Genomic DNA, 20,360 nt, shown 5'->3' with positions numbered 1-20,360 from the left:
AGAGACTCATATCGAGAGTGTGCCGTGTGGCACCCCTCTCCCTAACCCTCCCCCCGCATCCGCCTTCGCCAAGAGGCTTCGGCGGACAAGAGGGGGGACCCAGCCGCAAGTGCCTCCCTAACGAGTGGGTGAAGCCAGAGTGCTTGCGCAGCTGACTGCTTCGCAAGCGATGACGGAGCCGCGTTCGCCTTCAGCTTTTCTGCGTATAAAGCAGCGGCACTGCGGAATCGACCATCACCTCGATCAGGCTGGCGCCTTGATGTGACAGTGCACGCTTATAGGCGCCCGGCAGCTCCGCCGATTTCGTCACCCGCATTGCGTCGCAGCCCATGCCTTCGGCGAGCTTGACGAAATCGATGCCGGGTAGATCGAGGCCCGGCACGTTGCGCACCTGCATCACCTGGCTGAACGAGCGCATCGCGCCGTAGCCGGAATTGTTCATCACGACGACGGTCAGCGGCAGCTTGCGCTGCGCTGCGGTCCACAGCGCCTGGATCGAATACATCGCCGAGCCGTCGCCGATCAGGCAGACCGTGCGCCCCGTGCTGCGGCCGAGCGCCATGCCGACCGCGGCCGGCAGGCTGTAGCCGAGGCCGCCGCTCGCCATGGTGTAGAAGCTGTCCTGGCCGCGCATCGGCATCGCCTTCTGCATCAGCGGGCGATGCGACGGCACCTCCTCGACCAGCGCATCATGCGGACCCATCGCGGCCGAGAGCGCGTGCAGCGCGTATTCGGCGGGGATCGGATCGCCGGCCGCGGGCCCCGGCGGCAGGATGCGGCCCGCCGGTGCGGTGCGCCTGGTCTCGGGCAGCAGCGCGAGCAGCGCCGACAGTGCCGGCTTCATCGTCGCGACGATGCTGTGGCCGGTCGGCGTCATTGCGGCGGCATCGGGATCGTCGGTGATCTGGAAGATCGAGGTCGCACCGTCGAAGATCGCGGCGTGGCCCTCGACATGGAAGGTGAACACGGGTGCGCCGACCACGACGACAAGATCGTGCTCGCGCAACGCATCGGAGAGCTGGCCAGGGGCGGCATGCAGGAAGCCGGCAAACTGCGGATGGCGTTCCGGAAACGAGCAGCGCGCCGAGAACGGGCTGGCCCAGACCGCAGCCTTGGTCTTCTCGGCGACGTCAACCATGAGATCGACGGCTTGCGCGCGATCGACGGCGGGGCCGACGACGAGGGCAGGGCGCTTCGCCTCGCCGAGCGCTGCCACGAGCGCCTGCATCGCCGCTGCATCCGGGCCGATTTCGCGGCTGACCTGGCGCGCGTCGAGCGCCTGCGTCGCGTGCGCCCAGTCGTCGATCGGCACCGAGACAAAGGTCGGCCCGCAGGGCGGCTGCATCGCGACGTAATAGGCGCGCGCGATCGCGGCCGGCACGTCCTCGGCGCGCGCCGGCTCGACCGCGAACTTGACGTAGGGCCTGGGAAATTCCGAGGCGCGCTCGGCATAGAGGAAGGCCTGCAGCGGCATGATCGAGCGCGCCTGCTGACCGGCGGTGATCACCAGCGGGGTCTGGTTGCGATAGGCGTTGTAGATATTGCCGAGCGCATTGCCGACGCCGGCCGCCGAATGCAGATTGACGAAGCCGGCATTGCGGGTCGCCAGCGCATAGCCGTCGGCCATGCCGACGACGGACGCCTCCTGCAGGCCGAGCACGTAATCGATGTCCTCGGGCCAGTCGCTCAGGAACGGCAGCTCGGTCGAGCCGGGATTGCCGAACACCTTCCTGATGCCCCACGCGCGCAGCAGGCCGAAGGTGGCGTCCTTGACGGTGACGGTCTTGCCTTTGGCGGCGGGTTTGCGCGACGACATCGGGCGGCTCCCATTTCTGTCTTGTTCGGTTCCGTCATTGCGGACAGCAAGAGCGGACAGGCAATCCACCTGTCGATGGATTGCCTGGCGATGTCAAGCCGCCGCACCCATGGTTGCCGCGGCAACGGCCTGAAATGTTCAGTTCACGTCGTTCCGCGCAAAGCCTGCGCCTTTGGTGCGAGCGGAGCGAGCCTCGAAGGATGCGTGGCCCGAGTGGGGCCGTGCATCCTTCGAGACGCCGCTTCGCGGTTCCTCAGGATGACGGGATGACGTTTCGCGATGGCCCCTAATTGGCCTTCTGCAACGCCGCGGTCTGCTTGGCGAGCTGCTTGTCGAAATCCTGCTCCAGCCCCGCGACATAGCTGGCGTTTTCGCCCGGCTTAACGAACGGGTTCGGCGCGCCGTCCTTCATCTGCGCGCGCTTGGCCTGCATGTCGTAGACTTCGGGATGCGGCCCGAGCAGCACGTCGACCTTCATCGCCTTGACCTTGGCGAAGGTCGCGCGATAGTCGTCGACGATGCCGGGATAGGTCGGGCGGCCGATCAGCCGGTTCAGCGCCACCGTTCCGCTGCAGAAGAACAGCACATTGCGGGTTTGGTTGCCGTCCTTGACCGTCATCTCCCAGCTCGTGCAGCCGGGCGAATGGCCGGGCGTCGCATGCGCGGTCAGCGTTACGTCGCCGAGCGTCACCTTGTCGCCTTCCTTGACGGTGCGGTCGACCTTGACCGGCGTAAAGGCAAGATCGGCGTTGCTCTCGTCACCCGGATAATAGCCGCCCTCGAGCAGCGGCTTGTCACGCTCGCCGGCGATCATTTGCGCGCCGGTCTCCTGCTTGATCTCGGCAAAGCCGCCGGTGTGGTCGAGATGGGCGTGGCTGTTGAGGATGATCTTGATGTCGCCTTCCTTGAAGCCGAGCTTGGCGATGTTGTCCTTGATCATGCCGGTCGACTGCTGCATCGCCGTATCCATCAGGATCAGTCCTTGCGACGTCCTGATGATGTAGACGGCGATGCCGTCGGTACCGACGTAATAGATATTGTCGATCAGCTGGAATGGCTCGAACGGCGCCGTCCATTTCTTCATGACCGTGGCCATGAAATCCTTCAACGTCTGTGCTTGCGCACCGGTTGCGATCAGCGCGAGCGCGCACAGCGCGGCTGCGATCGTCCTCATGGTTGCCTCCCTGCCTGTTGTTGTTCGTGCACGGGCCGCACTATGCGTGCGGGCAACGCGGATCGCAAGCGCCGGAGGCACCCGGCCGGACAGGCGGATCGCCGTCCTGTGCGACGCGCGGTGCGGCTCCGCTTGCGTCGGGCAGCCACAATCCATGGGGGGCATGAGATTCGGATCGGCGGACACGATGCCAATGGGCCGGACTGGGACGCCGACTATATCGTTCGCGAGCAGCCGGCAAGCCAGTGCCGGAGTGACGGGAATGCGCGACGCGCGATCGGTCGCACAGCTTGGTGAAGAAACATGGCTCTCGGCATCAAATTCAGCGCGGCACGGTGCGCGCCGGGCGCGTAGGTGGTGCCGGAAGCGGCGTCATTTATGCCCGGTTGAAGCTGGCGCCGCGCTCGGACAACACCTTCTCGGCTTTCGGCGTCAACTCGTAGAGGTCGCCGTCCTTGGCGACGTAGCCTTCCTTGATGAGCCGGTCGACCTCGCCCTGCACGTCGTCGGCAAAGGCAATGGATTGCGCGATGTCGCGGAGAACCGCGACCTGTTCGTCTCTAAGCATGGCGTCCTCCGTCAGGGCGGGGAAACGCGCAGGCCGGCTTTCGGTTCCAGCGGACAGCCGAAACGGGGTCAGACCATCTGGCGCAGCAGGGCGAGCAGGCGGCCGCACTCGTCGTCAGTGCCGACGGTGATGCGCAGGAAATCCTCGATCCGCGGCTTCTGGAAGTGCCGAACCAAAACTCCGCGCTCGCGCAGCTTGGCGGCGAGATCGGCGCCGCGATGGCCGCCATGGCGGGCGAACACGAAATTCGCATGCGATGGCAAAACCTCGAAGCCCAGCTCAGCGAGGCCGCGGGTGAGCGCCTCGCGGCTTCGGATGATGCGTTGCCGCGTCTCGTCGAACCATGCCTCGTCATCGATGGAGGCGACTGCGCCTGCGATCGCAAAGCAATCCAGCGGATAGGAGTTGAAGCTGTCCTTGACCCGCTCCAGCGCCTCGATCAGCGGGCGCTGGCCGATGGCGAAGCCGACGCGCAGGCCCGCCAGCGCGCGCGACTTCGACAGCGTCTGGATCACCAAGAGATTGTCGTGGCGCGCGACCAGCGGCACGGCGCTCTCGGCGCCGAAGTCGACATAAGCCTCGTCGACCACCACCAGCCGGTCCGGCTGCTCGGTGACCAGCGCCTCGATCGCCGCGCGCGGCAGCGCGATGCCGGTCGGCGCGTTGGGATTGCACAGCAGGATGGCGCTGCCCGGGCGCCGGTAGTCGGCAAGGTTGATCCGCATCGCGGCATCGAGCGGCACCACCTCGTAGTTGATGCCATAGAGGCGGCAATAGACCGGGTAGAAGCTGTAGGTGATGTCGGGGAACAGCAGCGGCTTGTCGTGCTTCAGCAGCGCCGGAAAGGCGTGCGCCAGCACCTCGTCCGAGCCGTTGCCGACGAACACCTCGTCCGCCGTCACGCCGTAGCGCGCCGCGATCGCCTCGCGCAGCGCGGTTGCGCGCGGGTCCGGATAGAGCCGCAGGCGATCGGTGGTCGCGGTGATCGCTGCCACCGCGCGCGGTGACGGCGGGTAGGGGTTCTCGTTGGTGTTGAGCTTGACGAGGCCGTCGATCTTCGGCTGCTCGCCGGGCACGTAGGGCGACAGATTGTGGACGACCGAACTCCAGAAGCGACTCATGATTCCGTGATCCGTGGCTGAATGCGATCACAGTAAAGGATAGGAGACGCCGGCGAAAGCCGGCGCTTCATCTCGTGCCGCAATCAGGCGTTACCAGGTCGCCGTGCCCTTCATGGTCGGCTGGCCCTCGGCATTGGCGGTCCATAGCTCCATGCCGCTGTCCTTCTCGTTGGCATTGATCGAGAACTCGCTGCCCTCGAACAGCGGCTGCACGCCGCGATAGGTGAGCTTCTTCGGTGGCTTGCCGCCGCGGAGTTTCGCGGCGAGCTCGACGATGAAGGAGGCCTGTAGCGGACCGTGGAAGATCAGGCCCGGATAGCCCTCGACCTTGGTGACGTAGTCGCGATCATAATGGATGCGGTGGCCGTTGAAGGTCAGCGCCGAATAACGGAACAGCAGCACCGGGTCGGAGACATGGCTCTCGCGATGCTGGGCGACTGGCGGTGGCGGCGCCTTGGCGGGCGCAGCCGTCGATGTGCTCGTCATCTCGCGATAGACGATGTCCTGCCGCTCGCGCACCGCAAGTCCGCGTGGCGTCGTCACCTCGTGATTGACCGAGACGAAGCACAGCGTGCCTGTCGAGCCCGACTTCACGGTGACGTCGGCAATCCTGGAAGTCCGCTTGGCGTCGTCGCCGATCCGCAAGCTGTCGAAGAATTCGAGCTCGCCGCCGGCCCACATCCGGCGCGGCAGCGGGACCGGCGGCAGGAAGCCGCCGCGGGTCGGATGGCCGTCGGGGCCGAGTTGCGACATCGGGAACACCGGCTGCGCCAGGCACCAATGCGTGGTCCACGGCGCGGCATCGCCGGCCTTCGGCTCGCCGATCTCCTGGAACAGCGTCGCGCGCAACCCCATCACGAGATATTTGGTGACGACGTCGGAGGCCTCCGTGGTCTTGCCGATCCACTGGCGGAGATGATCGAGGTCGAGTTTATCGGTCATGACTGTCTTGCCCGGGCAGGAGGGATTTCAAGGACGTTTGGTGCGCTCGCCGATCGCGGGCACCTTGCCGTAATGCCTGTCCTCGCCGACCACGATCGCGGCCGGCGCCGGATAGCTGACCTTGCCGTTCGGGGTGTCGACCTCGATGCGGCGCAGATGCGGATGCCTGGCCAGATCGTCCATGCTGTTGACCTCGGCGAAGGCGATGTCGGCCTCGGCGAGCTTGGCCAGCAACTCCTCGCGCGTCAGCCTGCCGAAGCTGTCGCTGACGATTCCGTCGGTCAGCGTGCGGTTGCGCACGCGCTCGACCATGTTGGCGAAGCGCGGGTCGTCGGGCAGGCCCGGCTGTCCCAGCACCTTGGCGCACAGCGTCTTCCACTCGCGCTCGCTCTGGATCGAGATCAGGATCTCCTTGCCGTCCTTGGAGCGGAATACGCCATAGGGCGCGATCGAGGGATGGGCGAGGCCGATGCGTTTCGGCGACTTGCCGTCCTCGGCATTGAGCAGCGGCACGGTGAGCCAGTCGGCCATCACGTCGAACATCGAGATCCGGATATCGGCGCCCTGACCGGTGCGGCCGCGGCCGATCAGCGCCTCGAGGATCGCGGCATGCGCGGTGGCGCCGGTCGCGACGTCGACGATCGACATGCCGACCCGCGAGGCGCCCTCGGGGCCGCCGGTGATCGAGGCAAGGCCGCTCTCGGCCTGGATCAGGAGATCATAGGCCTTGCGGTCGGCGTACGGGCCGGTGTCGCCATAGCCCGTGATCGTGCACATGATCAGCTTTGGATAATCCTTGCGCAGCCGCTCGCGCGAGAAGCCGAGCTTGTCCATCGAGCCCGGCTTCAGGTTCTGCAGCAGCACGTCGGCGCCTGCGATCAGCTGTTCCAGCTGCGCGCGGCCTTCCTTGGTGGCGAGATCGACCACGGCGGAATCCTTGCCGCGGTTGAGCCAGACGAAATAGCTGCTCTGGCCCTTCGCCGCGGCGTCGTAGCCGCGGGCGAAGTCGCCCTCGGGCCGCTCGATCTTGATGACATGGGCGCCGGCATCGGCCAGGCGTGACGAGCAGAACGGCGCGGCAACCGCCTGTTCGACGGCGATGACGGTCAATCCCTCAAGCGGCAGCATGATCGGAGAACTCAATAGGAGCGGGGCATGCCGAGCACATGCTCGGCGACGAAGGACAGGATCAGATTGGTCGAGATCGGCGCCACCTGGTAGAGCCGGGTCTCACGGAATTTGCGCTCGACGTCGTATTCCTCGGCGAAGCCGAAGCCGCCGTGGGTCTGCACGCAGGCATTGGCCGCTTCCCAGGAGGCATCCGCCGCCAGCATCTTGGCCATGTTGGCCTCGGCGCCGCAGTCGAGCCCTGCTTCGTATTTGCGGGTCGCTTCCTTCACCATCAATTCCGCCGCGCGCATCGAGGCGTAGGCCTTGGCGATCGGGAACTGGATGCCTTGATTTTGGCCGATCGGCCGGCCGAACACGCTGCGCTCCTTGGCGTAGTTGGTGGCCTTGGCGATGAACCATTTGGCATCGCCGACGCATTCGGCGGCGATCAGGATGCGCTCGGCATTCATGCCGGAGAGGATGTAGCGGAAACCCTTGCCTTCCTCGCCGATCAGGTTCTCCGCCGGCACCTTCATGTCGGTGAAGAACACTTCGGTCGTGGCGTGGTTCATCATGGTGCGGATTGGGCGGATTTCGAGGCCCTTGCCCTTCACCTCGCGCATGTCGACGATGAACACCGAGAGCCCGTCGGTGCGCTTTCGCGATTGCTCCTTCGGCGTGGTGCGCGCCAAGAGGATCATCAGGTCGGAATATTCGGCGCGGCTGGTCCAGATCTTCTGGCCGTTGACGACGTAATGATCGCCGTCGCGGCGCGCGAAGGTCTTCAGCGACGAGGTGTCGGTGCCGCTGGTCGGCTCGGTGACGCCGAACGCCTGCAACCGCAACTCGCCGGTCGCGACCTTCGGCAGATATTTGGCCTTCTGCGCGTCATTGCCGTGCCGCAGCACGGTGCCCATCGTGTACATCTGGGCGTGGCAGCCGCCGCCATTGCAGCCGGCGCGCTGGATCTCTTCCAGGATCGCCGCCGCTGCGGACAGCTTCAGGCCCGCGCCGCCATATTCCTCGGGGATCAGCACCGAGAGATAGCCGGCTTCCGTCAGCGCATCGACGAATTCCTTCGGATAGGCCATCTGGCGGTCGAGCTTGCGCCAGTATTCGCCGGGAAACTGCGCGCAGAGTTTTGCCACCGCGTCGCGGATGTCGGTGTAGTCGTCGGTGTGTTGATCGTGTGCGGTCATTGTTTCTGTCTTGCCGAGAGGTTGCGCTTGACGCGGACAAAGCGCGCCCGCTGTTGTGGGGGCCCGGTAAACTCCCTATGCTGTTTTGTTATAGCGTATGAACCTGCCTTCCAGGATTGGCAAGTATGGATTTCCGCCAGCTTAGGACCTTTGCGTGCGTCGCGGAACTCGGGAGTCTGAGCAAGGCATCCGATACCTTGCGGGTCGCGCAGCCGGCGCTGAGCCGGCAGATCAAGCTCCTGGAGCACGAGCTGCGCACCGAACTGTTCACGCGCAACGGACGCGGCATGGTGCTGACCGACGCCGGCCGGCTGCTGCTGGCGCGCACCAGCGGTATCGTGCGGCAGATCGACCAGATCCGCGCCGACATCCAGTCCTCCGGCGGCGCGCCGTCCGGGCGCGTCGTGCTCGGCCTCGTGCCGACGGTGAGCTGCGTGCTGTCGGCGCGGCTGGCGCGGCGCACGGTGGAGCGCTATCCCGGCATCTCGCTCTGCATCGTCGAGAGCTACAGCGGCCATCTGATCGAGTGGCTGCACCGCGGCGAGATGGACCTTGCGGTGATCTACGGCCCCTCGGTCGACCTGCATCTGGCGGTGCAGAGCCTCGGCCGCGACTCGATCGTCGCGGTCGGCCCGCGCGGCAGCGGGCTGAAGCAGAAGAAGCAGGTGGATTTCGGCTGGCTGATGCGCCAGCGCCTGGTGCTGCCCAGTCATTCGCACGGCCTGCGTGCGCTGCTCGAGCATGCCGCGGCTCGAAAGAAGATCGATCTCGACGTCAAGCTCGAGGCGGATTCGTTTCGCGTCCTGACCAGCCTGGTCGAGGAGGGGCTCGGATACACCATGCTGCCGCCGTCCTCGGTGCGCGCCGAGGTGGCGGAGGACCGACTCGAGACGGCCGCCATCGCGCGCCCGGCGCCGCGGCGCGAGCTGACTTTGGCCTCGCCGGTCGAGCATCCCGGCTCCAATGCGATGACCCTGATCGCGAAGCTGTTGCGCGACGAGGTCGCCGCGCTGCGCGCCGAGGGTCTCTGGGACATCCAGCTCGCCTGAGCGCGGCTGCAGTTACTTCCGTCATTGCGAGCGAAGCGAAGCAATCCATCGTGCGGCGTGCGCGGAGGCATGGATTGCTTCGTCGCTGTCGCTCCTCGCAATGACGGCGGTGTGTGCATTAGATCTCAGCTCACCTTGAAGCCGAGATGGCCGCGGAAGCGGTTCTTGAGATAAGTGCCGTCGCGCGGCGGCAGCGCGCGCTCGACCTCGCCGGCGGCGATCCGGATCCGTGCCAGCCGCGGGCCGCCACCGAGGTCGCGCAGGCCGTTGCGCAAGCTCTCGATGCCCGCCATGTCGGCGATCTCCGAGACACTGCGGTTGCCGGCGCCATCAGCGATCACCTCGAGCTTCGCGCCGAGCCCGGAATGGCTGAGCTGCATGCCGGTCTCGCCGAAATGGCCGTTGTCGAGCACCGCGATCGAGAGATTGCCGGGCTGCTTGGTCGCGATGGTCAAGAGGCTGCCGATCCCCATCAGCTGCTCGCCGTCGCCGGTGATCACAAGCACCGGCCGCTTCGGCTGCGCCAGCGCCAGCCCGAGCCCGACCATCGCGGCGCCGCCCATCGCGCCCCAGAGATAGAAATTGCCGGGATGCTCGCCGGCATCGAACACGTCGTAGGAGGAGGAGCCGAGCCCGGAGATCACGAGCAAATCGCCGCGGTCGGCAAGCAGCGCCTTCACGGCGGCGCGGCGGTCGAGGGTGCCTGTTGCTGCGGACATCAATGCGTCTCCCTGGTCCACTTCTTGCGGCCGATCATCCGCTGCGCGATCAGCACGGCGACCTGCTGGTCGCCGTCATAGGCGAGCGAGGCGGCGGCCGAGATCACGTCCTCGGCGTCGTCGGGGTTCTCCAGCCGCAGCACGGTCGTGCCCATGATCTCGAAGGCCTGCCGCGTCGCCCGGCCCATCGGGATCTGCCAGGGATTGAACTCGGCCCATTCGCCGCGCATCGTCACCAAGGTCAGCAGCGGAAAGCGGCAGCTCGCCATCAGCGACAGCATGTTGATGCAATTGCCGACGCCGCTCGATTGCATCAGCAGCACCGCGCGGTCGCCGCCGAGCCAGGCGCCGGCGGCCAGCGCCACGCCTTCCTCTTCGGTCGTCAGCACCGTGGTCTTGATGTCGGCGTCTGCGTGCGACAGCTTGATCAGCTTGGAATGTCCCGCGTCGGGGACGTAGGACACCTGCGCCACGCCAAAGCTCTTCAGCGTGCGGTAGATCGCAACCGGCCAGTCGGTGCTGGTGGCGCTGTCCTGGTGAACGGCAATCTGGTCCATCATGGCCTCGGTACGGGGCGCGCAGCGGCGCGTCCTCGCCGAAGCCTTACTGCGCGAGCAGCTTTAATTCCCTTCGCATCTGGCTCGCGCAGCTATACCGGATTTGTATACCCGCGTCGCCGCGGCCGGCGACCTTCGAACTCAGGCGCTCGGCTGCAGGAACGCACCGTACTGCCTGCTCGCGATGACCGCGGCGGCGGCCTCTCCGATGACGCGCATCGCGGCCATCATCGGCCAAGGCCCAAGGCTGATCCTGCGAACACCGACCCGGGTGAGCTCCGGGATTTCGGGAACGCCCCGCGTCACCATGATGTTGACCGGCAGCGGCGTGAGCTGAACGAATTCCTCGATCAGCGCGAGGTCGGTGAGTCCGGGTACGAAAATGCCGTCGGCGCCGGCATCGGCATAGACCTTCGCACGCCACGCCGCCTCATTCAGGCATTCTTCCGGCGAGCCGAACTTCAGCAGAAACGGGTCGGTGCGCGCATTGATGAAGAGATGGATTCCGAACTGTTGCGCGGCGGTCCGCACCGCCCTGATCTTTGCGGCATGCTGCTCCGGGCTGACGAGTTGCCGTTTTCCGTCCAAAAGCCCGTCCTCGATGTTGATGCCGATGGCGCCGGCCTTCAGGATTCTGATCGCCGAATGTGCGGCCGCCTCTGCCGTGTCGCCATATCCTGCCTCCAGATCGATCGATACCGGAATCGAGACAGACGCGGTCATGCGCGAGACCAAGCCTTCCACCATGTCGAGGGGCGCATTTTCCCCGTCCGCATAGCCCAGCGCGGCTGCAACCGCGCCGCTGCTGGTCGCCACCGCCGGCGCGCTCTTTGCGATGGCCTTCGCGGTGGCGACGTCCCAGGCGTTGAACAGGACGAGCGGATCGCCCTGCCTGTGTAGAGCATGAAACGCTTCGGCGTATTGCTGCTGTGTGGTGGCGTCCATTGCGCGCACTCCTTTTGAGGGAAGCGAAAAGATATCGGCTGACGTGGCCGCTGCTCGCGGCGCGCCGGTTCAATCGTCGTGGCTCTTGAACCAGTCCATGATCAGACTGGTGACTTCGGCCTCGCGCTCGAGGTGCGGGAAGTGCCCGACGTCGGGCAGGACGATGCGCCGATGTGGCCCCTTGAAGAGCGGCTCTTCCTTGATCGAATAGCGCGCCGTCGGGTCGTTGCCGCCATAGATCGTCAGCGTCGGCGTATGCATGTCGGTGATCGGCAGCAGGCCCGCAACTCCCGCATCGATCAGGCCGTTATAGTATTTCAATGCCGCCTTCATGGTACCGGGCGAGCTGAGCGTCTGCTTGACCGAGCGGATATGCTCGTCGTTCTCCAGGGCTGGCGACCACAATTTCCAAAGGTAGTCGACGAAGGGAAGTCCCTCGATGTTGACCGCCGCGTGAGCGCCGGGCACCGTGAAGAAATAGACATGGAAGACCGATCGAACCGCATCGGGATCGCTCCTGAGGCTCGGGATTGTGATCGGATGCGCGGTATTCATCACCACCGCGGCCTTGATTGCCGACGGCGCGGTGGCCAGCGCCTGGAAGGTCGATGTGCCGCCCCAATCCATGCCGACGACGCAGGCTCGTCCGTCGTCGCTCAGCGTTTCGATCAGCGCTACGAGATCACGGCCCAGCGCGATCGGATCGAAAACGCCATCCGCCGGAATCTCGGTCGGCGCGTAGCCGCGCAGGAACGGCGCGACTGCGTGATAGCCGGCATCGGCGAACACCTGCAGTTGCTTGCGATACGACCAGGCGTTGTCGGGAAAGCCGTGCATGAACATCACGAGCGGTCCGCTGCCCTGTTCGAGATAGGCAAACCGCACGCCGTTGGCCTGCACGTATTTCAGCATGGGCTCGCTGACGGTCTTGTCAGGCGTTGCCAGCACGGTGCTTCGGATCGTCATCGCGGATCTCCATTTTTCGTCATCATTGCTCTCACGGGCAAATATGTGCGCAGCGCACATATAGGGTCAAGTTGTTTTTTGTGCGCAACGCACATATTATTTCCGGCATGGAGAACGGAATCGCCAATCTGCTGGGCGCGCTGTCGCTCGCCGTCATGGATCGCATTGAGCAGAGTGCACGCGAGGTGGTCGGCCGCGGCGGCGAGACGCCCGCGGCGCTCATCGTCATCGGCTACGGCCAGGGCATGACCAACGACAAGCTGAGGCGGATCCTCGGCCTGTCGCATTCCGGAACGGTCCGGCTGGTCGATCGGCTGGTGTCGGATCGGTTGGTCGAGCGCCGGGCGGGTAAGGACGGCCGTGAAGTCGCTTTGCACCTGACGGCTACCGGCGCTGCATCGCGCAACGAATTGCTGGCGTCGCGGATTTCAGCCGTGACGTCACTTCTCGACGTGCTGTCGGCGGCCGAACGGAAGCAACTCGCGACCTTGATCCGCGAGTTGCTGGCAAGGCAGGACACCTCTGAGATGGATCGCTTTACGATCTGCCGGATGTGCGACGACCGGGTCTGCACGAATTGCCCGTTGCCGACCAATAAAGGCCAGCACGCGCGCTAGCGTCCTGCTGTTAAGGTGCGCTCTTTCGCGCCGTGAATACGTACATGTCCCAGAACGTCTCGGGATGCTCGATCTCGAAGCGGTGCCATTGATCCAGGTTGGTCTCGTCGGCCGCGCCCGGAAACTGCTTGCGGAATTGGTCGAGCACTGACGGGTCGTCAAACGGCTCAAAGCCCCGGAACGTCAGGCCGTGCTCGCTGAGGAAGGCCGCGATCTCGGGGATCGTGAGGCGATGTTCCATGACGTTGAACAGGAGGTCGCGGCAGCCGCTCATGCTGTAGAAATCGCTGGCGCCGATCAGCGGTTTCCATTGCTCCGCCTCGCGGAAGATCTCCTGGCGGCACCGTCGGATGTCGTCGGCGGTGGCGCGATAGCCGCGCGCGGCGATGCGGGCGCGGGCTTCGACGATGACGCGACGCGCCAGCTCGCTGTACAGGCCGATGCGCATCGTGCCGCCCGGCCGCAGCAGCGAGACCAGCACGCGCCAGCCGGCAAACGGCTCGGCGAGATGATGCAGCACGCCGACCGATTCGATGCTGTCGAAGCTGCGATCGATCGCGCCCAATTCCAGGATATCCCCTTGCGCGTATTCGATGTTGCGCAAGCCCAGCTCGCGGGTCTTGCGTCCCGCATAGGCGAGGCTGGTCATGCTGATGTCGACTGCGAGCAGGCGGGCGTTCGGATAGACCTGCGCGATCTGGATCGCGTGCGAGCCGGTGCCGCAACCGGCGATCAGGATATCCCGTTCGGCTTGCTGTTCCGCGGTCGCGACGGTCCGCCCCCGCGCCCGATCGGCCGCGAATGCCGTCAGCGGATTGACGGTCCAGCGCGGATAGGGATTTTCCTCGTATTGTCGCATCACCTCGACGGAGACGTCGTTCTTGATCGGGGTGAGCGCCGCAATGGCGCTGCGTTCGGCGATCTCCTCGCGCGGCTCGCGAAGCTGCACCCGGAGCAGGCCGGCGATGGTCGCAGGCCAGTCCCGGTGCAGCAGCGCGTCCGCCGCGGGCAGGTCGTGAAGCGGGCAGTAGGCCGCAACGACCGCCAGCGTCAATGGCGCGACCGCAGCGCCTGACGCAAGGTCCCGCAGCAATCGATCACGCAATGCACCTGCGCGATCGCTGTCCGCCGCGGTCTGTCCATAGACATATTCGTTGATGAAGCATTGCCGGGCGAGCGCGCAGGCAAAGCCGACGATGTCGTCATCGACGTCGTCTGCGTTGGTCGCGAGCCGCAGCAGCTCGGCCCGTGCATGTCCCAGCAGCAGCTCGAGCTGCATGCTGGCCAGCGTCGTCGCTTCCATCGCCGAGCGCAGGAACAGATCGCTCGCAAGCGGGGCGATCCCCTCGCTGCCGAACAATTCGGCGTTCGCGATCGGCAGCGGCCACTTGCCCGCGATCCGTTCGACATAGCGGGTGACGGTCGGGCTCTGCAGGATGAAGCCGATCGCCTTCGTATCCATGCCGAGCGCCAGCGCCTTGCCGAAAAGCGCCGCCGCCTTGGTCCGATTGCCAAGCGCCTGGTAGGAGTTACCGGCGTTGTAGTGGCAGGCGGCGTTCACCTCGTCTGACGCAATCGCCTTGGTGAACAGCTTCGCCGCGGCCCGGTGATCGCCGGCTGCCTGGGCCATCAGGCCGAGCAGGTTCAGGCTCTGCACATGGCCAGGTTCGCGCGCAAGGATTTGCCGGCAAATCTCCTGCGCGTCGCCAAAGCGGCGCATCGCGTAGAAGCGGCTGGCCTCGGCGGCAAGGCCGGCAATGCTGACGGCCGTGGAGCCGAAAACAGGTGCGTTCCTGGCGGAGGCGTCCCGTCGCTTACCGGCCGCACGCCGTTCTTTTCGGTTCATGTTTCGTCACCGGCCAAATCATGGAGCGCCGCAGCGCGCGGCTGACGGTGTCTACCACATTGCGGGCCGGATGGCGGAGCAGCAGGCGCTTACCACCGATAGCGCACCGTGCCCCTGCCGGCGTAGGAGGTCGTCACGCTGGAGAATTCGCCGTCGAAGACGGCGGCGGCCGACCAGCCGTTCAGCCAGTTCATCTCGATCGAGGCCGTCGTCAGCGCGGCATCGCTGGCCTGCGCAGCGCCGTTGACGACGAAGCTCGCGCCCGGCAGCGACTGGAAGGTCGCCCCGATCGAGCGATCGGGATCGAAATCATGGGCCCAGGCGAGGCGGCCGCGCAGCGTCAGGACGCCATCCGGCATCGCAAAGGACTTGTCGGTGCGAACGCCCAATTCGCTGCGGACGTCGGTGACGTTCTTGGCAGCGTAGGCCAGCGCAAAGGCGGGCGAGCCGACCGCTGTCTGCTCGGCATAGGCCGGCAAGATGAAAGTGGTGAACTGTCCCGCCGCATAGGGCGTGATGCCGACGCCGCCGACAACGGGCGCAACGAACCGGTAGCCGCCTTCGAGACGGCCGGACCACGCATTGGCGTTGAACTCGGCGCGCAGCTGATCGAGACCCGCGATCGTGACGCTGCGGTTGGTGGTGATGTCCTGCCAGCCATAGGCCAGCGCGGCTGAGAGGTAAGCGGCACCGTCATTGTGACGGAGATAGGCACCCGCCTGGAACAGGTCGGAGCGGCCGTAGCCTGCGCCGTTCACGCTGAAATTGGTGCCGCCGCCGGCCACTGCAAAGCCCGCGACGGTGTTCGGCGAGAACAGATAGTCGGCGCCGACGGCCGTGCCGACGATGCTGCTGCTGGTGTTGTTCGATCCCGTCGCCGCGTTGCCGTCAGTGGTTTGCGAGCCGCCGAAACCGGTCGCCCACACGCTCCAGCGCTGCGTGAACGTCGCCGGGGGCGCCTTGGTGAGCATTGCATAGGCATCGCGATGGCTCGCCGCGTAGCCCAGTGACGGATCGGCATAGCCGTTCCCGGACGGCATGGAGGACGACGCGCCGTTCCGGTTCTTGAAGGGGCCGGTCAGGATGCCCATGAACTGGTTCATCGCGCTGAACGTCGCCTGTTGCGCACCGCTGCCGAGCTCACCTGAGGCCTGCGAAAGGCCCGACGGCGTCAACGTGCCGTACACCAACGGAATGCCGCCCTCCTGTTGAAGAAATTGACCAGCGCATTGCCGACGGCCTGCTGATTGCCGGACAGCCCGCTGCCGAAATCCGGAGCGGACGGTGGCGGGGTGTAGTTGAGCGTCAGGTCGAGATAGGCGTGACTGGCGTCGTAGCTCAGCCCGGCTGCAAAATTCGACGGCAGGTTGCTGTTGACCAGAGAGCCGAATGTGCCGGAGACGCCGCTGCTTGCCGTGACGATGGTGTACTGCTTGGAGACGTAGCTGCCGTTGGCGAAGATCGCGCCGACCGTCGCGCCGCCGAGTGTCGCGACACCGTTCACGCTGATCGAGGCGGATGCCGACGGCGTCACGTGCACCAGGTAGGATGCGCCTGATTGCAGCACGAGATTGCCGTCGATTGCCAGCGCTCCGGTCGGATTGGACGCATTGCCCGGGGCGAGTGTGCCGCCGTTCATGATCGTGGTCGACACCGGATCGACGGTGCCGATGCCCGACAATGTGCCGCCGGAGCCGACGGCGACGCTCGCGACATTGAGGCTGCCGTTCACGTCGACCGTGCCATTGTTGATCGTCAGGGCAACCGGACTGGCGCTATTGCCCGTCAGCGTCCAGACGCCGCCGACCACGCCGAAGCTCGCAAAGCCCTGGTATTGCCGGCCGCTGCCGAAGGAAGCGAGATTGAAGTTGGCGGTGCCGCTGCCGCCGAGCTGGAACGCGTCGTTGCCGGTGCCGACCACATTGCCGACGATGGTGGAGCCGGACTGAAGCTGCAGTGTGTTGCTGCCGCCGGTGAACTGGATCGCGTTGGCGCGCGTGACGCCGTCGCCGCCGAGGCCGCCGGAGATCGAGCCGCTGTTGATGATTGTGAGATTGGCGCCGCTGACGCCGACGCCGCCGAGACCGGCCGCCGCCGACGCGCCGGCTGTGCCGGTCGCAGTCCCTGACGTGCCGTTCGTGCCGGCCAGGCCGTTGCCTCCGGAGGTGCCGTTCTGGCCTGTGGCGCCGTCCGCGCCGGGCGGGAGGCCCGGCCCGGGACTTGCTCCTCCCGCGCCGCCCGCACCACCTGCGCCTCCGGCGCCGCCGATGCCGCCGATTCCTCCGCTGCCTGCGCCGCCCGCTTGGCCTGCGCTGCCCGCCGCACCGGCGGCGCCGCCATTGCCGCCGGTGATACTGCCGCGATTGATCAGCGTGCCGCCATTGGCGAACGTCGCACCGGCGCCGCCATTGCCGCCATTGCCGGCGTTGCCGCCGTTGCCCGAGGCCGTGCCGCCGTTACCGGCATTGCCGCCGGCCCCGCCGGGGCCGCCGAAGCCGCCAAGACCGCCCGCGCCGCCGGTGCCGCCGGGCACTCCAGAGGAACCGCCAGCCCCGCCATCGCTGCCGCTGCTGCCGCTTCCGCCTGCTCCGCCGTTGCCGCCGCTGCCGGCATTGCCGGCGTTGCCGCCATTACCGCCGTGACCACCCGCGCCGCCGGTGATCATCCCCAGATTGGTCAGCAGGCCGCCGTTCGAGATCGTCGCGCCGTTGCCGCCGTTGGCGCCGCTGCCGCCATTGCCGCCATTGCCCGAGGCGTTGCCGCCGTTGCTTCCGGCGCCGCCGCCGGCGCCAAAGCCGCCGCCGTTGCCGATGCCACCGGGCACGCCGCTGAGGGGAGTGCCGGCGGTACCCGGCGCGGATGTGGCGCCGGCGCCGCCCACGCCACCATTGCCGCCATTGCCGGCGCTACCGGCGTTGCCGCCATTGCCGCCGTTGCCGCCTGCGCCGCCGATAATCGCGATCGAGCTTGTCGCGTTGCCGCCGCTCTCGAGCCGAAGGCCGTCGCCGCCCTTGGCACCGTTGCCGCCGACGCCGCCATTGCTGGTCGCGTCGCCGCCGTTTCCGCTGCCGCCGCCATTTCCGCCTGAGCCGCCAGTGAATATGGATCCAGAGCTGACGCCGCCTGCGCCACCTGCGCCACCATTGGCGCCGGCGCCGCCGTTTCCGCCATTCCCGCCATTGCCGCCGGCACCGCCATTACCGCCGGTCACGGTTTGCGAAATCGCGAGTGTGGCGGCGCTGATTGCCTGCAGGCCGATCGCACCAGCGCCGCCATCGGCGCCGCGTGCGCCGTCGCCCGACGAGACGCCGCCGGCGCCGCCGCTGCCGCCTGATCCACCCAACCCGCCGATCGCTCCTGGCAAGCCAGCAAGTCCGGGGGGGCCGCTGCCGCCGTTCCCGCCATTGCCGCCGGCGCCGCCGCTACCACCGATTCCGCCAGCGCCGCCGCTGACGGCTTGCGAGACGGTCGTGGTGCCTGTGGTCGTGACCTGCAGGCCGGTGCCGCCGGAAGCTCCGCTGCCGCCGGCGCCGCCTTGAGCGATTCCAATGCCGCCGATTCCGCCCGGAATACTGAAGATGCCGGGCGCTCCCGGAAAACCATCAGTCCCGGCGCCACCGTTACCGCCCGCGCCGCCGGAGCCGCCCGTGCCGGCACCGGCTGCGCCTTCACCGCCACCACCGCCGCCGCCGCCGTTCAGGGAGGATGATGTGCCTGTTCCGCCGTTCGCACCATTCGTGCCGTTGCCGCCGATGCCGCTGCCGCCATCGCCGCCATTTCCGCCATTGCCGGCGTTTCCGGAATCTATGCCGCCAAGGCCGCCGGCGCCGCCTGCGGCGCCGCCACCGCCACCACCCGCGCCCTGGCCGGTTGAATTTCCACCAACCCCGCCGTTCGGCGAGACACTGGTACCTGCCGTACCTCCGCTACCGCCTGCGCCGCCACCGCCGGCCCCGCCGACGCCTCCATCGGCGTATGCCGCGGCGACCGCCGCCATCAGGGCAACGGCCGTGCTCGTCAGGAGTGCAAGGCGATGGGTAGCGCGATGACTTCGTGCAATGGGCTTGGGCGAACGGTTCATGACCGGCAGTTTTCTTGGCCGACTGGACTTGGACGTATCCTCGCCGGCGAATTTTAGTTCGGATCGTGGTGACGATAATTCATCGAAAGTCTCAAACACGCGATTTTTGTCGCTCCGGCTCTGCAATCTTATCGTGTGATGCGCAACGGCCACAGCCAGGACGCCACATGCGTGGGATGAGAAGCGAGCGGCCTCGTCGCATCACCGCAACGGTGCGATCAAGCAGTCCGAGCTGATCGCCGTCATGGCGGGAGCGCGAGGTCGAGCTGGCGTTGTTCCTCAGCCCGGGATCCGGACCGGCAGGGTCTCGATGCCGCGGACGAAGCTGGAATAGACCCGCTTCGGTTCGCCGACCACCTCGATGCGGTCGAATCGCTTCAGCATCTCCTGCCAGACGATCTTGAGCTGCAGCTCGGCGAGCCGCATGCCGACGCAGCGGTGGATGCCGAAGCCGAACGACAGATGGATGCGCGGCCGGGCGCGGTCGATGATGAATTCGTTCGGGCGCTCGATCACCTCGTCGTCGCGGTTGCCCGAGACGTACCACATCACGACGCGGTCGCCCTTCCTGATCGTCTTGCCGCCGAGCTCGGTGTCGACAAGGGCGGTGCGCCGCATATGCGCCAGCGGCGTCTGCCAGCGAATCACTTCCGGCACCATGGTGTCGATCAGGTCGGGGTTCTCCTTCAGTTTCTGGAATTGGTCGGGATGCTCGTGCAGCGCCAGCACCGAGCCGCTCATGGTGTTGCGCGTGGTGTCGTTGCCGCCGACGATGAGCAGGATGATGTTGCCCATCAGATTGTCGGGGTCCATGTGCCGGGTGGCGTCGCTATGCGCCATCATCGACAGCAAATCGTTGCGCGGTGCCGAGTTGACGCGTTCGTTCCACAGCTTGGAGAAATAGCCGTAGCACTCGTCCATCTCCTGCCGGCGCTGTTCCGGCGACTCGACGATGCCGCCCTTCGGCAGCGCGGTGGAGACGTCGGACCAGCGCGTCAGCTTGCGCCGTTCCTCCCAGGGGAAGTCGAACAGCGTCGCCAGCATCTGGGTGGTCAATTCGATCGAGACGCGCTCGACGAAGTTGAAGGTCTCGTTGCGCGGCAGATTGTCGAGCACGCTGGCCGAGCGCTGGCGGATCAGCTTGGCGAGTTCGTCGAGGTGCGTCGGCGTGAACATCGGCGACACGGTTTTGCGCTGATGGGCGTGCTTCGGCTGATCCATCGCGATGAAGCTCGGATAGTCGTAGCCGGGCGGCACGTCGCGGATCGAGATGCCGCCGAGCGTGGAGTCCGAGGAGAAGATGCCGTGGCTGGTGTCGACATGCATGATGTCGTTGTATTTCACGACAGACCAGTAGGGCTCGATCGGCGCATTGGTGCAGTAGTGCACCGGCTCTTCCTTGCGCAGCCGCTCGAACCACGGCCACAGCGTGTCGTTCTGGAACAGTTTTGGCGCGCCGGGATGAAAATCCTTCAGCGGCGTCGCGTAGGCTTCCTCGCGCGCCTGGCGCTCCAGTTCGGCCCGGTCGGCACGGATGGCGGTCTGGACGTTCATTGATCTCTCTCTTCGCAATTTTCCAAAGCCGCACGGGACGTGGTCGGGCTCTCTCCCCCCTTGCGGGGGAGAGTTGGAGAGAGGGGTGAGCCACGA

Annotated in this window: 17 protein-coding genes; 2 read left to right on the top strand and 15 right to left on the bottom strand. The window is 66.3% G+C overall.

The genetic code is table 11. The features are described from left to right. Positions 1 to 190: 190 nt before the first annotated feature. From mdlC to ACVW17_RS00260, 7 genes are all read right to left on the bottom strand, one after another. Positions 191 to 1,816 carry a benzoylformate decarboxylase gene (gene mdlC, locus ACVW17_RS00290; protein WP_456749935.1) on the bottom strand — a complete coding sequence of 542 codons (1,626 nt, stop codon included), beginning with the start codon at positions 1,814 to 1,816 and terminating at the stop codon, positions 191 to 193. 286 nt (positions 1,817 to 2,102) lie between these two features. After that, complete coding sequence (blaBJP, locus tag ACVW17_RS00285; RefSeq protein WP_456749934.1) at positions 2,103 to 2,990, bottom strand: BJP family subclass B3 metallo-beta-lactamase; 888 nt, start codon at positions 2,988 to 2,990, stop codon at positions 2,103 to 2,105. Between the two features lie 376 nt (positions 2,991 to 3,366). Further along, positions 3,367 to 3,558 carry a hypothetical protein gene (locus ACVW17_RS00280; RefSeq protein WP_456749933.1) on the bottom strand — a complete coding sequence of 64 codons (192 nt, stop codon included), beginning with the start codon at positions 3,556 to 3,558 and terminating at the stop codon, positions 3,367 to 3,369. A gap of 68 nt (positions 3,559 to 3,626) precedes the next feature. Then, positions 3,627 to 4,679 (bottom strand): histidinol-phosphate transaminase, encoded by a 1,053-nt coding sequence (gene hisC, locus ACVW17_RS00275; protein WP_456749932.1) that lies wholly within the window; start codon positions 4,677 to 4,679, stop codon positions 3,627 to 3,629. A 90-nt stretch (positions 4,680 to 4,769) separates the two neighbouring features. Then, entirely contained in the window at positions 4,770 to 5,621 is an 852-nt protein-coding gene (locus ACVW17_RS00270; RefSeq protein WP_456749931.1) for an FAS1-like dehydratase domain-containing protein, read from the bottom strand. 27 nt (positions 5,622 to 5,648) lie between these two features. After that, on the bottom strand, positions 5,649 to 6,749 hold the full coding sequence (locus ACVW17_RS00265) for a CaiB/BaiF CoA transferase family protein (protein ID WP_456749930.1): 1,101 nt from the start codon (positions 6,747 to 6,749) through the stop codon (positions 5,649 to 5,651). A gap of 11 nt (positions 6,750 to 6,760) precedes the next feature. Next, the gene (locus ACVW17_RS00260; protein ID WP_456749929.1) at positions 6,761 to 7,930 is read right to left on the bottom strand and encodes an acyl-CoA dehydrogenase family protein; all 1,170 of its coding nucleotides are present in this window, start codon (positions 7,928 to 7,930) and stop codon (positions 6,761 to 6,763) included. Positions 7,931 to 8,055: 125 nt separating this feature from the next. Here ACVW17_RS00260 and ACVW17_RS00255 point away from each other — a divergent pair, with 125 nt between their 5' ends. Then, positions 8,056 to 8,979, top strand: coding sequence for a LysR family transcriptional regulator (locus ACVW17_RS00255; RefSeq protein WP_456749928.1), 924 nt, complete (start codon positions 8,056 to 8,058; stop codon positions 8,977 to 8,979). A gap of 125 nt (positions 8,980 to 9,104) precedes the next feature. Here ACVW17_RS00255 and ACVW17_RS00250 read toward each other — a convergent pair whose 3' ends face one another. From ACVW17_RS00250 to ACVW17_RS00235, 4 genes are all read right to left on the bottom strand, one after another. Continuing rightward, positions 9,105 to 9,698, bottom strand: coding sequence for a thiamine pyrophosphate-dependent enzyme (locus ACVW17_RS00250; RefSeq protein ID WP_456749927.1), 594 nt, complete (start codon positions 9,696 to 9,698; stop codon positions 9,105 to 9,107). Beyond that, positions 9,698 to 10,258, bottom strand: a complete 561-nt coding sequence (locus ACVW17_RS00245; protein WP_456749926.1) for a thiamine pyrophosphate-binding protein — start codon at positions 10,256 to 10,258, stop codon at positions 9,698 to 9,700. The genes ACVW17_RS00250 and ACVW17_RS00245 overlap by 1 nt, the downstream gene beginning before the upstream one ends. Before the next feature lie 138 nt (positions 10,259 to 10,396). After that, entirely contained in the window at positions 10,397 to 11,200 is an 804-nt protein-coding gene (locus ACVW17_RS00240; protein ID WP_456749925.1) for an isocitrate lyase/PEP mutase family protein, read from the bottom strand. A 69-nt stretch (positions 11,201 to 11,269) separates the two neighbouring features. Then, positions 11,270 to 12,166 carry an alpha/beta fold hydrolase gene (locus tag ACVW17_RS00235; protein WP_456749924.1) on the bottom strand — a complete coding sequence of 299 codons (897 nt, stop codon included), beginning with the start codon at positions 12,164 to 12,166 and terminating at the stop codon, positions 11,270 to 11,272. Between ACVW17_RS00235 and ACVW17_RS00230 the strand changes: the two genes are divergently transcribed. After that, positions 12,139 to 12,783 (top strand): MarR family winged helix-turn-helix transcriptional regulator, encoded by a 645-nt coding sequence (locus ACVW17_RS00230; RefSeq protein ID WP_456796664.1) that lies wholly within the window; start codon positions 12,139 to 12,141, stop codon positions 12,781 to 12,783. The genes ACVW17_RS00235 and ACVW17_RS00230 overlap by 28 nt on opposite strands. A 10-nt stretch (positions 12,784 to 12,793) precedes the next feature. On the opposite strand, the gene ACVW17_RS00225 is transcribed toward ACVW17_RS00230, so the two are convergent. From ACVW17_RS00225 to ACVW17_RS00210, 4 genes are all read right to left on the bottom strand, one after another. After that, on the bottom strand, positions 12,794 to 14,629 hold the full coding sequence (locus tag ACVW17_RS00225; protein WP_456749922.1) for a methyltransferase domain-containing protein: 1,836 nt from the start codon (positions 14,627 to 14,629) through the stop codon (positions 12,794 to 12,796). Between the two features lie 89 nt (positions 14,630 to 14,718). Beyond that, positions 14,719 to 15,816: an autotransporter outer membrane beta-barrel domain-containing protein gene (locus ACVW17_RS00220; protein ID WP_456796663.1), complete on the bottom strand. Its 1,098-nt coding sequence runs from the start codon at positions 15,814 to 15,816 to the stop codon at positions 14,719 to 14,721. After that, positions 15,801 to 18,626 (bottom strand): PE family protein, encoded by a 2,826-nt coding sequence (locus ACVW17_RS00215; RefSeq protein ID WP_456796662.1) that lies wholly within the window; start codon positions 18,624 to 18,626, stop codon positions 15,801 to 15,803. Before ACVW17_RS00215 ends, ACVW17_RS00220 begins: the two co-directional genes overlap by 16 nt. A 363-nt stretch (positions 18,627 to 18,989) precedes the next feature. Then, positions 18,990 to 20,264: a cytochrome P450 gene (locus tag ACVW17_RS00210; RefSeq protein ID WP_456749920.1), complete on the bottom strand. Its 1,275-nt coding sequence runs from the start codon at positions 20,262 to 20,264 to the stop codon at positions 18,990 to 18,992. Positions 20,265 to 20,360 lie beyond the last annotated feature (96 nt).

The sequence above is a fragment of the Bradyrhizobium sp. USDA 4473 genome (genome assembly GCF_054063335.1).
The sequence above is the reverse complement of the archived record's forward strand: the minus strand, read 5'-3'. Positions and strand labels throughout refer to the sequence as shown.